This window comes from Winogradskyella sp. PC-19, assembly GCF_002163855.1.
In the GTDB taxonomy this organism is placed as follows: domain Bacteria; phylum Bacteroidota; class Bacteroidia; order Flavobacteriales; family Flavobacteriaceae; genus Winogradskyella.
The window spans coordinates 2,315,753-2,331,310 of the sequence record NZ_CP019332.1 but is presented as its reverse complement, the minus strand read 5'-3'; the positions used below and the strand labels follow the sequence as shown (position 1 = coordinate 2,331,310).

The following is a 15,558-nucleotide window of genomic DNA, read 5'->3' as shown; positions in this document are numbered from 1 at the left end:
ATCAAACTCATTTAAATCAATTAATAATCATTCCTGATTTCTTATTTTTGTTACTAATCAAAACCATAAAATATGGCTAGTATTCAATCCTATATATCTGACCACAAAGAGAGATTTCTTAGCGAACTTGTAGATTTACTAAAAATTCCGTCAATCAGTGCTGATTCAGCCTATAAAAATGATGTCCTAAAAACAGCTAATGTTATAAAATTAAGTTTAGAAAAAGCAGGCTGTGAACAGGTTGAAGTTTGTGAAACCGATGGTTATCCTATCGTTTATGGCGAAAAAATCATTGACCCTAACTTGCCGACAGTTTTGGTTTATGGTCACTACGATGTACAACCACCAGACCCACTAGATTTATGGGATTCACCTCCTTTTGAGCCCGTTATAAAAAATACAGAATTACATCCTGAAGGTGCAATCTTTGCTCGTGGTGCTTGTGATGATAAAGGGCAAATGTACATGCATGTTAAAGCTATGGAATTTATGACATCTCAAAACGAATTGCCATGCAACGTTAAGTTTATGATTGAAGGCGAAGAAGAAGTCGGTAGCGTTAATCTAGCACATTATGTAAAAGCAAATCGTGAAAAACTTAAAAACGACGTTATACTTATTTCCGATACTGGGATGATAGCCAAAGATGTTCCTTCAATAACTACAGGATTACGTGGTTTAAGTTATGTAGAGGTCGAAGTAACTGGACCAAATCGTGATTTACATTCTGGTTTATATGGTGGTGCAGTAGCAAATCCAATTAATATTTTGACTAAAATGATTGCTTCACTCCATGATGAGAATAATCACATTACCATTCCTGGTTTTTATGATAAAGTAGAAAATCTATCAGATGCTGAACGTGCCGAAATGGCAAAAGCACCATTCTCTTTAGAAGATTATAAAAAAGCATTAGATATAGATGCTGTTTACGGTGAAAAAGGATACTCAACAAACGAGCGTAACTCCATTAGACCTACATTAGATGTTAACGGTATTTGGGGCGGTTACACTGGCGAAGGTGCAAAAACAGTTATTGCAAGTAAAGCTTATGCAAAAATATCCATGCGCTTAGTACCAAATCAAGATTGGGAAGAAATTACAGAGTTATTTAAATCTCATTTTGAGAGTATTGCGCCAAATGGAGCGAAAGTAAAAGTTACTCCGCATCATGGTGGACAAGGTTATGTAACTCCAATAGATAGTATTGGCTATAAAGCTGCATCAAAAGCTTATGAAAAAACGTTTGGAAAAACACCAATACCTCAACGTAGCGGCGGCAGTATTCCTATCGTATCTTTATTTGAACAAGAATTGAAAAGTAAAACTATTCTTATGGGGTTTGGTTTAGATAGTGACGCTATTCACTCTCCAAATGAGCATTTTGGTATTTGGAATTATTTAAAAGGTATCGAGACTATTCCTTACTTTTATAAGTACTTTACAGAACTAAAAAAATAGATGCTACTCTCACAAACATACAAAGCTGAATGGTCTACTAAAAGCAAAGTTGTCTTTAGGCTTGTATGTTCATATTTTTTGCTATATATCTTATTGATGTTTACTAGTGGTTTATTTGAATCACTATTTAAATGGATAGGGAAATTTATTTTTGACCTAACTTATAACTTTGAAGTTAGCGGCTATGGTAGCGGTGATAATACTTATGCCTATATCACTCTTTTTGTAAACTTTGTTTTAGCTATAGTTGTAACCGCAATTTGGACCATACTTCAGAAAAAAAGAAAAGAATACAATATATTTCTCTACTGGTTTTTAGTGACACTGAGAGTTTTTCTCATAGCTACAATGTTCCTGTATGGCTTTGTGAAAATTTTTCAAATTCAATTTCAAGAACCCTCTTTTGTTAAATTACTTCAGCCTTTAGGTGAATACTCTCCAATGGGTTTGGCATGGACTTATATGGGTTTTTCTAAAGGTTTTGGAATGTTTGCTGGAATTATGGAAATTCTTGGAGGTGTATTACTAATATGGAGAAGAACTGCAACACTTGGCGCTTTTATCGTAATTGGTGTAATGACCCAAGTTGCTATGATGAATTTGATGTTTGACATACCAGTAAAATTATTCTCAATTCATTTAATAGTCATAGCAGGTGTTATTTTTATGACCGATATTAAAAGATTCACGGCAGTTTTTATAAAAAACAAACCTGCTGAATCCTATGATTTCTATTATCCTATTAATACAAAGAGCTTTCATAAAACTACTAGAAACTTAAAACTAATACTTCTTCCTATAATATTAGTAGTAGGATGTATCCTAAGTTATTTAGGAAACTTAAATATTAGTGATGTAAATCATAGACCCGAACTCTATGGTATTTGGGAGACTAAAACTTTTGTTAGAAATAATGATACCGTTCCGCCTTTGGTTACAGACTCACATCGTTGGCGTTATCTATTAATTGAGCGTAAGGATAAGGCTATAGTAAAAACAATGACAGACAAATTAGTAAATCATACTTTTATAACCGATACCTTAGACAATAGGATATCGGTTTATAGTCAATATGGAATTAAGGATAGTTTAAACTTTCAGTATACATTAGAAAATTCTAAATATCTGAAACTATTTGGCACTTTAGAAAATGATAGTCTTGTAATTACTCTAATAAAAAAAGATTTAAACAAATATCCTCTTAAGTCAAGAGGTTTCCGTTGGATAAATGAGCGTCCGTATAACAAATAAACTTCCCTACTCTTTTACAAATTTAAAAGTAGTTTCTCCTAAACTAGAAATTATATTTACGAAGTAAATACCTTTGGTAAACTCAGAAATATTGACCTGACTGTTATCCTTATTTATTGATTGTCTTTTAATCACTTTTCCATTAATATCATAAAATTCTAAGCTTAACGTTTCTGAAATAGCGGTTTCGATATTTAAAATTGAATCTACTGGATTTGGATAAATACTAAATTTTCTATTTAATAATTCCTCAGAAGAAAGTACCTTTATAATATTCGCCTTAGTTGCCGTATAAGAAGCTACGAGCTTTACCATTTCATGATAGTAAGGCAAATCTAGAGTCGCTAATTTATCACTACTTGTATGGTAAAAAGGTGTCTGGTCAACAGTTTCCCAAGACTCGCCAACTAACACAGCACCATAGCCTTCATCCCAAAAAGGTTTGTGATCACTAGCTGGTGTGCCTGGTTGAACAACAATAGGATTTAAATCAAAATTATAAGTAGTTACAAGAGCTAGTAAATCGTCTTTAATAGCAGTCGATGAAGTTGAAAAATTCAAATCAATATCAAACTGATTGTCACCTGCAGAGCCTACTGGATCTCCGTCATAACCCATCATATCCATGTTTACAACACCAACAATATTAACTCTATTGGCACCACCATTAGCAACATTAGAAGCTTCTTCTGCATAAAAATTAGAACCTCTTAACCCATTTTCTTCTTGGTCCCACAATGCATAGACTATGGTATTTTCAGTTTCGTATGTCGATAAAATGCGCGCAATTTCTAGTACAGCAGAAGTCCCAGTAGCATTATCATCAGCACAAAAAGCAGCTACAGAATCATAATGTGCGCAAATGAGATAAACATCATTTGGATTTGTAGTACCGGTTTGTGTTGCTATAATATTTCTTCCTGTACCAAAAGAACCTCCATTGTAGGCCTGATCATTAATAGATATGTTACCCAGTGCTTCAAAATGATCTTTAATATATTCTGCAGCCAAATCATTATTAGAAGAAACTCTAGTTGTTATTGTAGTATTAGCACCATTAATTGATGACGAAGTTTCTCCTGATAAGTCAGAGATTTTTCTTTCTAGACTGTCTAAGCGAATAGCATTAATAACATCTTCTACAAATTGTGCATTAGCAAAAAAACACGTAAATACTAGTGAGAAAAACGATGTGTAAACCTTTTTCATTTTAATTTAATTTGGGGTTATTAATGCTAAAGATAATAATTAAGTTTTTTTGAAATTAAATTAAATTTTGAAAATAAGAATTTATACTCTACATTTGTAGAGTTAATTCTAAAAACGTAGAACATGCAACTCTCAAAAACTGAAGAACAACTCATGCAACATTTATGGAAGCTAGAAAAAGCTTTTATGAAAGATTTGTTGGACGTGTATCCAGAACCTAAACCTGCGACTACAACAATCGCAACATTATTAAAGCGCATGATAGATAAGGGTTTTGTTGCCTATAAAACATTCGGAAAATCTAGAGAGTATTATCCGCTAGTAAAAAAAGAAGACTATTTTTCTAAGCATGTTAATGGACTGATCAAAAACTTTTTTAATGATAGTGCCTCACAGTTTGCTTCGTTTTTTACCACAAAAACAGATTTAACGAAGAAGGAATTAGAAGCTCTGAAAAAAATAATTGATTCAGAAATCAAGAAAAAATAATTACGCTATGGAATTTTACTTATTAAAATCAACAGCTATTTTGGCGATTTTCTGGATACTTTATATGGTATTTTTAGAACGCGAAAGTATTCATCGTTTTAAACGCTTTTATTTATTGACATCTCTAGTGGCTGCAATATGCATTCCACTAATAAGCATTCCAGAATATGTTTACGTTCAACCTCTAGATGGTAACTTATTTATTAATGAAGCTATTCCTTTTGTTGCATTAGAACCATTAAAAATAATTGAAGCTCCTTTTTGGAATTTAGAACGTATACTTTGGGCTATTTATAGTATTGGCGTTTCAGTTTTTGCATTTAGATTTTTCAAAAACTTAACTCAAATTTTTAAAACTATTAACACTAATGAAAAGCAAAAGGCAGCCTCGATAACTTTTGTTTTACTCAGACAACTAATCAACCCGCACACTTTTTTTAATTACATATTTTTAAATAAATCAAAGTTCGAAAATAATGCACTTCCAAAAGAAGTAATACTACATGAAGAAACCCACGCGAAACAAAAACACAGTTTAGATGTACTTTTTATAGAGCTTCTTCAGATAGTATTCTGGTTTCAACCTTTTATCTGGTTGTATAAAACACGAATTAAACTTAATCACGAATTTTTAGCCGATCAAGCTGTTATCAAAAACGGATTCGAACCCGTAAACTATCAAAATACATTATTGTCATACTCATCAAATGACGAAGATTTCATCTTGGCTAACGCCATCAATTATTCATCCATCAAAAAACGATTTACAGTTATGAAAACACAAACATCAAAATCAAAGATTTGGCTATTGAGCCTACTAACCTTAACTATTTTAGGCGTCTTAGCTTATAGCTTTAGCGCTAGAGAGGTTATTGAAATTGAAGAAGGTTATCAAGATAGACTTTCTGCACAAGTGTCAAATGAGAATTCAGTTCTTAATAAGAAAACGGAAGCCTCTCAAATATTAATGAATGAATACAAGGACTTCATCAAAAAATTTAAAGAGACTAATACCATATATGGCGATGCTTACGAAAGAGCAATTGTTATTTATGACAAGTTAATGTCTGACAGTCAACGTGAGTCTGTTGAGAAATATCCGGATAGAATAATACCTATGCCAAATCTATCTAAAATAAAGCCTAGGAAACCTACAAGTACTCAATTTGAAGCCTTTAAAAATACCAAAGAGTATGCTGTCTGGATTGACAATAAACATGTTTCAAATTCAGAATTAAACAATTATAAAGTCGAGGATTTTGTCCACGTTTCTGGCTCTAGAGTTTTTAAAAATGCTCGCAGTAAAAAATTTCCTCAACCAAATCAATATCATCTTTACACCGAAGCTGGATTTAAATCTACTTATAAAGACTCGCAATTAAAACGATATAAAAAAGCTACTGATAAATATTCTAATGCTATTTCAAATTATTTAAAAGGAGATCAAATCGACAACTCAGAATTAATAATTCTAAAATCGAAAGCTGATGCTATTTATAAAACATTTTCTCCTGAGGAGTTGAAAATAAATAATATAAAAACTACTCCTCCAGTTCCTGCGGTAAAGGTTTCGCACTCAGCTAGAAGTATTAGTATAAAAGTATTAGGTAATGAAAATTATGAAGTAGATGGAGTTAAGACTAACAAAGCTTCTTTCGTTTCTACAGTTAATAAATTACATCAAGATATATCATCAGAAATACGAAATAGGATTATTAATATCCATGTGAGTTTTACAGATAAAGAATCAAATGACGAAGTTTGGTTTATTTACAATTCTCTTTTAGATTATGGTTTTCACCGTTTGGTTACCAAAAATCAAGAGGTGATTAAAAGTAAAGGGAATAAGCCTTTCTTAAGCAACAGAAATACAACTTCTAGGCAACATAAACCACCAACAGCAAAAGAGATTGCAGAATATAATACTTGGGCAAAAAAGGTAAATAGTAAAAGTAAAAAGCTATCAAAAGATGCAACTTGGTACCCTCCAATTGAAGAAGAAAACCTAGTAAAGTCTCTTAATATTTACAAAAGGATGACCAAGCAACAAAAAGAAAACGCTGAAGAAATGCTATTTCCTGGTATGGAAATAAAAGAAGGTCAGACTAGAGTTTCAGTAACGCCACAATCTGCAAAACAACAAAAAACACCAACAAAAAAAGAAGTTGAAGAATATAATGCTTGGGCAAGTGCATTAAATCAAAAGATTAAGAAAGCGGAACAAAACAAAGATAAATTTGATTATCCCATCATAAAATTAAAAGATATAAATCAATACAAATCAATCTATAATAGATTGTCCTCTAAGCAGAAAATAAATGCAGAAGCATTTCCAAATATTCCACCGCTACCACCACCGCCAACAAAAGTAAAACAGTACAAAAAAGGTAAAAAGAAAACCTTAGAATACATTATAAAAAATACCCGTAAAGGCGCTAAATCTGGTTATGAAGTTTTAGAAAACGGAGAATCTCATTATTATATCATTTACAAAGGAAAAAAAACTTACTATAATAAGGATGGCTATATTACTGATAATAAAGGTAATATTTTACCGCCACCGCCCGCACCAAAGTCCCCAAAAACCATAAAAACTGATTTTGATGTTCCGCCACCACCGCCACCGCCAGTTCCAAAAGAGGCTAAAGGAAAGCTTGGGAAACACCACGTAAAAGCCTACAACGATTGGATTAATTTTATCAAAGGAGATAATCCCGACCCTAAATATATGACGGTTGAAATCTATGAATATTACAGAGACATGTACGAAGCATTTACCGAGGCGCAGAAGAAACAAACTGAAGGAATACCTCCACCGCCACCGCCGCCAGCTCCAAAAAAGTCTAAAAGCAAAGGTGGCCCAAATACCAATCAACAAGCAATGATCAACTATCTAAAAAAAATAGATGGTCCTGATGTAATTTTTACTCAAATAGATGCAAAACCAAATAAAATTCCTCATTACAATACACATTTGTCTCTAAATGAAGCTACCTCTTTAATTGAAAAAGATTCAAGAATGCGATTGTATCCATATAATAGTCCTCATAGCGGTTTTATAGTATTAATATCTAATAATGTTGAGAATACAATCCCAAAACTTACTAAGAATAATAGAATTGAATATATCAGAGCTATAAGTAGTATTGGAGCTAAGTTTTATTTAGACAATAAAGAAATTGATTTTAAAAAAGCTAAGAGGATTCTTAAAAAGAACCCTCAAGCTACAATGGCATCAACAATAACACCGCCAGTAGTTAATATTAGAACAAGTTTGATAGGAATAAAAGGAACTAGTATAGATGTAAAAAGTGGTCCAAACCCTGATTCTTATAATGACGTAAGTACTGATTCGTTCGTTAATATAGAATCTTATCTAAAAAAATATAAGCATTATGAGGTTTTAAGAAATCAGAAGCCACATTATATTAATAAAAGTAAATCTCAACAGAAAGAAATGGACGCCTTATTTTCTGACTTAGGCGGCATGTATTTTAGACTTTCAAAAGAGAATAAAAAATTAGTAGAAAGACCTATTGCACCTATTAGACCTTATGTAAAGATTACACTAGGCGGAAAGACCTACTATAAAAAGTTTAAGGAATTAACTAAAGAAGAAAAAGAAACTTTACCGCCACCACCACCGCCAATAATGAAAAAGAATAAATAAATCTTTAATATTTACATCAAAAAAAGTCTCTATTAAGAGGCTTTTTTTTGATTAAAACTGTAACAAAACCAAACATTTAGCGTTCTAATAGACCAACAATCATCACAATCAAAAAACAATCATCATGCTAAAACAATTTTTCATCATCTGTTCTGGTGCAGACACAGATATTCTTAAAGAATGTTCCATCGGAGAACAAAACAAGTATGCTGGCATAGGTGCTACAGTATTTTTCACTGCAGTAATGGCTACTATAGCTGCTAGTTATGCTTTATATACTGTTTTTGACACACTATATTCTGCTATCTTTTTTGGTCTTATTTGGGGATTACTTATCTTCAATCTAGATCGCTATATAGTCTCTACTATTAAGAAAAGAGACAGTATAATAGATGAAATTCTTCAAGCCACGCCTAGACTATTACTAGCAATAATTATTGCTGTAGTCATATCAAAACCTTTAGAATTAAAGATTTTCGAAAAAGAAATCAATCAAGTATTATTAGAACAAAAAAACGATTTAACTCTAGCAAATCAAAACCAAATTGCAGAGCAGTTTACTCCAAGAATTACTGAATTGCAAAACGATATAGTTGCACTTCAAACAGAAATAGACACTAAAGAGACTGAGGTCAACACACTATACGACACTTACATTTCTGAAGCGGAAGGCACAGCTGGGACTCAGCTTTTAGGAAAAGGTCCTGTATACAAAGAAAAACGAGAAAAACACGACGCGGCTTTAGCCGATTTACAACAGTTAAAAACAGATAATAAAGTAAAAATTGCAAGTATAGAAACTGAAATAAAATCGCTTCAAGACACTCAAAAAAGTGATGTAGAAACTTCGCAACCTGTCATTGATAATTTTGACGGTTTGATGGCACGTGTTAATGCTTTAGGAACTTTACCGTGGTTGCCTTCATTTTTTATTTTCTTATTATTCTTAGCTATTGAAACATCTCCAATATTTGCCAAACTACTATCTCCTAAAGGTGAATTTGATTTTCGATTACAAGACCAAGAAACCACTATTAAAACGTGGGTAACACAAAAAGTAAACGAACGTAAACTATTATTAAAAACGGATAATGAAGTTAACAATAAAGTTTACAACGACATAGCTGACGAAGAAGAAGTTATCAATTATAAGCACAAAAAAGCACGTGAATTAATGCAATTACAAGCTGATGCTTTTTTTAAGAATCAGAAAGGTGCGCTTTAATATTTAGTTATTACTTTTAGGTTGAAATATAATTCTATCTAAAAATGAAAAAATTTATTCTTGCCTTCAGTTTAGCTTTAATATCATACACATGCATTAGCGTTAGAGCCGATGTAGGAGATGTTACTGTTGTAGAATCAACAAATTACAATACAGCCAAAGCAGCTATCCTAAAAGTCATGAATAACCAAGAAATCGCTTGGAATAATGGCGACCTCGAAGGTTTTATGCAAGGCTACTGGAAAAGCGATTCGCTTAAATTTTACGGCAGCAGTGGCTTAACCAAAGGTTGGCAAAACACATTAGACAACTATAAACGCGGCTATCCAACAAAAGCAGAAACTGGAACTTTAAATTTTGTTATTAATGATATTTCACGAATTGAAAATAATAACTTTTGGGTTATGGGTGAATATCATTTAAAACGCGAAGCTGGAGATGCTGATGGTGTTTTCATTATCATCTTTAAAATGATTAATGGCCAGTGGAAGATTGTTGCGGATATGTCGTGTTAGATTTATAGCTTCTTAAAATGTGCTTCAAAATCTACTGGTTTATAAACTACTTCTGTTGATACTGGGTATTTTTCAAGTAAATTTTCAGGACGTATTGGTCGTTTTTCAAAACCACCACCACAATTAGGACAAACGGCTTTTAGTTTGGTTACACAATCTGAACAAAATGTACACTCAAACGTACATATCATAGCATCTTCGGCATCAAATGGTAATGCTTTGTTACAGTTTTCGCATGTTGGTCTTATTTGTAGCATTACAACTTCTTCACATATTTAGTAATAATTACGGTCAAAGTTGGCCCTACTTTACCTTCAATATAATCAGAGTTATCTCTATCTAATCTAATGTTTCTAACAGCCGTACCTTGTTTTGCAACCATACTTGAGCCTTTGACTTTAAGGTCTTTAATTAATACCACCGAATCACCATTGTCTAAAACTACGCCGTTAACATCACGATGAATAATTTGATTTTCATCGACTTCACCATCACCAGAAGCTTTTGCCGTTACTAACACATCATCTTCCATATACATCATACCCAACATATCTTCTGCCCAAGGTTGACTGACACGATTAAGCATGCGCCAAGCCATTATTTTTACACCATCATGCTCACTCCACATACTATCGTTAAGACAACGCCAATGGTTTGGTTCAATTTTTTCTGAATCTTCCATTTGGTCAATACAATTTTGACAGGCGTAAATTCCCGTATCTCTTGCATTAGGTACATCGTAAACAGACAAATTCTCTGTTGCACTACATAATTCGCATTGATTATTACTGCGTTCTTTAAGGTCTTTTTGTGAAGTCATAATAGGTGTTAAAGCCTCAAAGATAATTTTAATCTCTTAAGACGACTTGTTTCTTAGAACTTTCTGTCAGGATGAAAAGCGTCTATATTCATAAATGGTTTTTGGTCTTTAATAATTTCAGAAACTAGTTTACCTGTTGCTGGACCCAAACTCCAACCCATCATAGCGTGACCAGTCGCTATTGTAAGATTCTTACATTTTGAAGATTTTCCGATATAAGGCATTCCATCTGGAGAACATGGTCTTAATCCACATTTTGCATGGTCGGTTTCTGATTTAAGAATCTCTAAATTGGGATAATAGTTTTTCGCTGCTTTTGCAATGGCATTGACTCTAACAGGATTTATACCATGATTAATCCCAGCAATTTCCATAGTACCAGCGAATCTTGTAAAACCATCCATTGGCGTCACCGCAACTTTTGCTTCACATAATATCGACGGAATAGTGATATCTGTTGGTCGCTCTACATTAATAGAATAACCTTTTCCTGCTTGAACATAAATATCAATTCCTAATTTCTTTGATAGTTGTTGACTCCAACTTCCTGCTGCCAAAACTATTTCGTCAGCTTTCAATTCTTGTTTATCTGTAATGATTTTTAAAACTGAATTATTTGATAGTTCTACATCAACAACAGCTTCATTTGAACAAAATTTGACACCTTTTGTTTTAAGATATGCATACATATCTTTCATGAAAGCATTAGGTGTCATGTGTGCATCCGAATGGAAATAAATAGCACCTTTAATGTCTAAATCTATATTTGGTTCTAATTTTTTTACTTCTGAAGTTGATAGGTTTTCAACGTTTAGACCTTCTTTGATTCCACGTTGACCAACGTTCCATTCTTCTTCGCCAACTTCATCAGATTTATAAAACATCAATAAACCTTTCTTTTCGTAATGAAAATCAAAATCGCCAGACGCTTTCATTTCAGCATATAAGTCGCGACTTAATACGTTAATATCTTTAAGAATTGGAATGGCTTTTTCGACTTTAACTTTTGTAGAAGATTTTTTAAATGCCCAAGCCCATTTTAAGAAATCTGTATCCAATCTTGGTTTGACATAAAAGGGACTTTCTGGATTAAACATCCATTTTAGTCCTTTTGTAATAATTCCTGGTTGTGATAATGGAATAAAATGACTTGGTGTAATGTAACCTGCGTTGACATACGATGCGCCAGCAGAAAAATTAAACTTATCTACAACTGTGACATCGCATCCTTCTTTTTGAAGGTAATACGCGGTTGATAAACCAATGATGCCGCCGCCAATTATGATTACACTTTTACTCATTTTTTAAATCACTTGAAATCCGTGTGCATATGGGTCATCTTCATCATCAATCGTAATGGTATTTTGCCCATAAATTTTTGCCCAACCTTGAATACTTGGAATAATCGCCAAGTTTTCGTCTAAACGTGTTTCTTCTTCTACACGACCAATAAATTTACTACCAATAAAACTTTCGTGAATAAAAGGTTCATTTACCTTTAGTTTTCCTTTGGCAAATAATTGCGCCAATCGTGCCGAAGTCCCTGTACCACAAGGACTTCTGTCAATCGCCTTATCACCATAAAACACAGCATTTCTTCCGTTAGAATTTTCATCAAGTGGCGTTCCAGTCCATAACATGTGCGTGACGTCTTTTATAGTTTCATTCTCTGGATGAATAAACTGATTTGGATATTTCTCGTTGATTAATGCTCTCAATTTTTGTGAATACCCAATAATTTGACTCGCTGTAAAATCCTGAATTCCAGAAAAGTTTTTCTGTGGGTCAACTATGGCGTAAAAATTCCCACCATAAGCAACATCAAAAACGAGTTCTCCTAAATCTGGAGAATTAATAGTTAGGTTTTCTGTCGCTAAATAACTTTTTACATTAGTGAGTTTTACCCATTCAACTTTTTTACCTTTCATTTGATAGTCGATTTCTACCAAACCTGCGGGTGCTTCCATCTTTATTTTACCTGGTACTTTTGGTCTTACTAAACCTTCTTCTATTGCAATGGTAATAGTACCAATTGTCCCATGACCACACATAGGCAAACATCCTGAAGTTTCAATAAATAATATGGCAAAATCATTTTCTGGGTTGTGTGGTGGATATAAGATAGAGCCACTCATCATATCATGACCACGAGGCTCAAACATTAAACCTTTGCGTATCCAATCGTATTGCTTTAAAAAGTGCTGGCGCTTTTCGCTCATGGTACTTCCCACAAGTTTTGGGCCACCACTTTTGACGACTCTTACTGGATTTCCGCAGGTATGCGCATCAATACAAACAAAAGTGTTCTTTGCCATTTATACTGTTGTTGCTTTAGTATGTTGATTATTTACTAATCTCGAAATACCTAAAGGATTTTCATCTTTTAATTCATCTGGCAACAGATTATTGGGCCAATCTTGATAACTGAATGGTCTTACCCAACGCTTTATTGAATGAATACCTACAGCTGTAAAACGACTATCAGTCGACGATGGGTATGGACCACCATGCACCATAGATGGACAAACTTCAACGCCTGTTGGTACACCATTAAAAATTAAGCGACCAACTCTGTTTTGTAATGCCGAAATTACTCCTGAATAATTATCCACTTCTCCAGATTCTGAAATTACAGTTCCGGTTAATTGTCCTTCTAGATGCATGATTATAGTTTCTAATTGTTTGGTGTCTTTACATTGTACTACGACAGAAAATGGTCCGAAAACTTCTTGATGTAAAGTGGTATTATTTAAAAACGTGTCACCATCAACAGTCAATATCGCTTGACTTGCATGGTTGGTTTTTACATCACCAGAATAATTAGCTACAACTTCTGTTTGATTTTGAGATATGGTATTTTCCTTGTTTTTCTGATATGCATTATGAATCTTTGGATGCAACATGCATGATGGTTCAATTTTTACAATTTCATCAGATAAATTGATGACAAATTGAGATAACTCATCACTCTTTAAACCTAAAATTAAACCTGGATTTGTACAAAATTGTCCTGTTCCTAATGTGATTGAACCTGCATATGTTTTGGCTAAATCTTCACCTCGTTGTTTTAATGCTTCTGGTAATATTAAAACTGGGTTGATGCTTCCCATTTCAGCAAAAACTGGGATTGGTTCTTTACGTTCTGCAGCCATATCATACAATGCCCGACCACCTTTAATACTTCCAGTAAAACCAACCGCTTTGACTTGTGGATGTTTTACAAGCTGGGCACCAACATCAATACCGCTACTGTTTATATTTGAAAATACACCATTTGGCATTCCTGTTTTTTCAGCAGCTGCCACAATTGCACTTGCTACTAACTCTCCAGTTCCAGCGTGCATTGGATGTGATTTTACAATCACAGGACATCCTGAAGCTAAAGCCGCAGCTGTATCACCACCAGCAGTTGAATAGGCTAATGGAAAATTACTTGCACCAAAAACAACAACTGGTCCAAGTGGCACAAATAACTTACGAATATCAGATTTTGGCATTGGTTGTCTATCTGGTTGTGCAGTATCTATTGTTGCTTCTACCCAAGAACCTTCTTTTACTAAATCCGCAAAGCTTCGTAATTGCCCTACAGTTCTTCCGCGTTCTCCTTTAGCTCTTCCTTCTGCTAATCCAGTTTCGGAACAATATGTGCTTATGAGTTTATCATCTAAGGCTAAAATTTCATCTGCAATTGTATTTAAAAATTCTGCCTTTTTTGCTCCAGAAGTAAACTTATATTCAGCAAAAGCATCTGTTGCTAATTGCAACGCTTCATTGATTTCTTCTGTTGTAGCTTCTGTAAATTCTGTTTCGTTTTCGGCATTTAATAGTGGATTAAATGTTTTATACGTTTTGGTACCTTTTGCAGATTGTTGATTTCCTATATAGTTTTTTCCTGTAATCATAGTTACTTGTTCTTTAAATGTTTTTTTACTTACTCGCTTATTAAGTCCATTACTTCAAGTCTTTCTTTTGCCAGGAAATATCTAGCACGGACATCGTCAATTTGCTGTTTAGTTAATTTCTTACCAAAGGTACGCAGACCTCCAGAAACATCATTATGATGTATTCCCATAGCAAGCTTAAGGTATTCCATAAGCAGCGGCTGAGCATCCAGATAAGATAAGGAATTTAAAGCCTGAGAAATTTTATTTGCTTCAGCCCATTCTCCTTTTAAAACATACTCTTGCATAGTAACACTAGCTTTTGGAAAAATACAACCTACACCTGTAATTCCGCCACATGCTCCAGCAAGTCCTGCGTGTACAGTAACTGTGTCTACGCCTGCCAAAATTTTTAAATTTTTATTCTCTAACATCAGTGTTTCAATAATTGAAACATCAATAGTCGATATTTTAAGAGCAACTACTTTAGGAAGAACAGAAAGTCTCATAAGTAGGTCATTAGAGAGCGCATGATAACCGGCTGCATCAGGATTGTTGTACGGCATAATTGTTACGCCTACATCTTTTGCAGTTGCTTCAGAAAGCGCATAGTAATCATACATTTCCTTTTCAGAAGGAATCGCCTTGGTTTTTGGAGGCATAACCATGACTGTATCTACTCCGACTTTTGCAAGTCCTTCAACGATTTTGGCAAGTTCTTCCTTAGTTTCTGCAGAAGCTCCGCTGATTAAAGGAACATTGTATTCTTTAGCAACCTCAGAAAGAGATTTAAGCAAAGAAAGACGCTGTTTAGTATTTAGGTAGCTATTCTCACCCAAAGTACCAGAACCAACAAGTCCGCTCATTCTACTTCCACCTTTTCCTTGAGCTTGTAAAATACTTACGGCCTGTTTTTGTGTTGTATCAAAATCAATTTCAAGACTACCAGATTCTGATTCTTTCAGCCATGTAAATACCGCTGGCATAACACCTTCCCATTTTAAACTCATTTTGTAAATTTTAATTGTATAAACTTA

At 33.7% G+C, this 15,558-nt stretch carries 13 protein-coding genes; 6 read left to right on the top strand and 7 right to left on the bottom strand.

Annotated elements, in window-relative coordinates; all coding sequences use genetic code 11:
* Positions 1 to 72: 72 nt before the first annotated feature.
* Both BTO05_RS10695 and BTO05_RS10690 read left to right on the top strand, forming a co-directional pair.
* Positions 73 to 1,461: a dipeptidase gene (locus tag BTO05_RS10695; RefSeq protein ID WP_087492656.1), complete on the top strand. Its 1,389-nt coding sequence runs from the start codon at positions 73 to 75 to the stop codon at positions 1,459 to 1,461.
* Positions 1,462 to 2,712, top strand: coding sequence for a DoxX family protein (locus tag BTO05_RS10690; RefSeq protein ID WP_087492655.1), 1,251 nt, complete (start codon positions 1,462 to 1,464; stop codon positions 2,710 to 2,712).
* Positions 2,713 to 2,718: 6 nt separating this feature from the next.
* Here BTO05_RS10690 and BTO05_RS10685 read toward each other — a convergent pair whose 3' ends face one another.
* Positions 2,719 to 3,921 (bottom strand): M28 family peptidase, encoded by a 1,203-nt coding sequence (locus BTO05_RS10685; protein ID WP_087492654.1) that lies wholly within the window; start codon positions 3,919 to 3,921, stop codon positions 2,719 to 2,721.
* Positions 3,922 to 4,044: 123 nt separating this feature from the next.
* Here BTO05_RS10685 and BTO05_RS10680 point away from each other — a divergent pair, with 123 nt between their 5' ends.
* From BTO05_RS10680 to BTO05_RS10665, 4 genes are all read left to right on the top strand, one after another.
* A complete protein-coding gene (locus BTO05_RS10680; RefSeq protein WP_087492653.1) occupies positions 4,045 to 4,410 on the top strand; it encodes a BlaI/MecI/CopY family transcriptional regulator in 366 nt (121 codons plus the stop codon).
* Positions 4,411 to 4,417: 7 nt separating this feature from the next.
* Positions 4,418 to 8,080, top strand: a complete 3,663-nt coding sequence (locus tag BTO05_RS10675) for a M56 family metallopeptidase (RefSeq protein ID WP_157662571.1) — start codon at positions 4,418 to 4,420, stop codon at positions 8,078 to 8,080.
* 124 nt (positions 8,081 to 8,204) lie between these two features.
* Positions 8,205 to 9,305, top strand: coding sequence for a DUF4407 domain-containing protein (locus BTO05_RS10670; protein WP_087492651.1), 1,101 nt, complete (start codon positions 8,205 to 8,207; stop codon positions 9,303 to 9,305).
* A gap of 44 nt (positions 9,306 to 9,349) precedes the next feature.
* A complete protein-coding gene (locus tag BTO05_RS10665; protein ID WP_087492650.1) occupies positions 9,350 to 9,820 on the top strand; it encodes a YybH family protein in 471 nt (156 codons plus the stop codon).
* Between the two features lie 2 nt (positions 9,821 to 9,822).
* Here BTO05_RS10665 and BTO05_RS10660 read toward each other — a convergent pair whose 3' ends face one another.
* From BTO05_RS10660 to BTO05_RS10635, 6 genes are read right to left on the bottom strand one after another with little or no spacing between them, the layout of a single operon-like run.
* Complete coding sequence (locus BTO05_RS10660) at positions 9,823 to 10,077, bottom strand: DUF1272 domain-containing protein (protein WP_087492649.1); 255 nt, start codon at positions 10,075 to 10,077, stop codon at positions 9,823 to 9,825.
* Positions 10,077 to 10,640 (bottom strand): PhnA domain-containing protein, encoded by a 564-nt coding sequence (locus tag BTO05_RS10655; RefSeq protein ID WP_087492648.1) that lies wholly within the window; start codon positions 10,638 to 10,640, stop codon positions 10,077 to 10,079. Before BTO05_RS10655 ends, BTO05_RS10660 begins: the two co-directional genes overlap by 1 nt.
* Before the next feature lie 53 nt (positions 10,641 to 10,693).
* Complete coding sequence (locus BTO05_RS10650; RefSeq protein ID WP_087492647.1) at positions 10,694 to 11,941, bottom strand: NAD(P)/FAD-dependent oxidoreductase; 1,248 nt, start codon at positions 11,939 to 11,941, stop codon at positions 10,694 to 10,696.
* Between the two features lie 3 nt (positions 11,942 to 11,944).
* On the bottom strand, positions 11,945 to 12,955 hold the full coding sequence (locus BTO05_RS10645; RefSeq protein WP_087492646.1) for a 4-hydroxyproline epimerase: 1,011 nt from the start codon (positions 12,953 to 12,955) through the stop codon (positions 11,945 to 11,947).
* Positions 12,956 to 14,542, bottom strand: coding sequence for an aldehyde dehydrogenase (NADP(+)) (locus BTO05_RS10640; RefSeq protein WP_087492645.1), 1,587 nt, complete (start codon positions 14,540 to 14,542; stop codon positions 12,956 to 12,958).
* A 29-nt stretch (positions 14,543 to 14,571) separates the two neighbouring features.
* Positions 14,572 to 15,531: a dihydrodipicolinate synthase family protein gene (locus tag BTO05_RS10635; RefSeq protein ID WP_087492644.1), complete on the bottom strand. Its 960-nt coding sequence runs from the start codon at positions 15,529 to 15,531 to the stop codon at positions 14,572 to 14,574.
* Between the last annotated feature and the right edge of the window lie 27 nt (positions 15,532 to 15,558).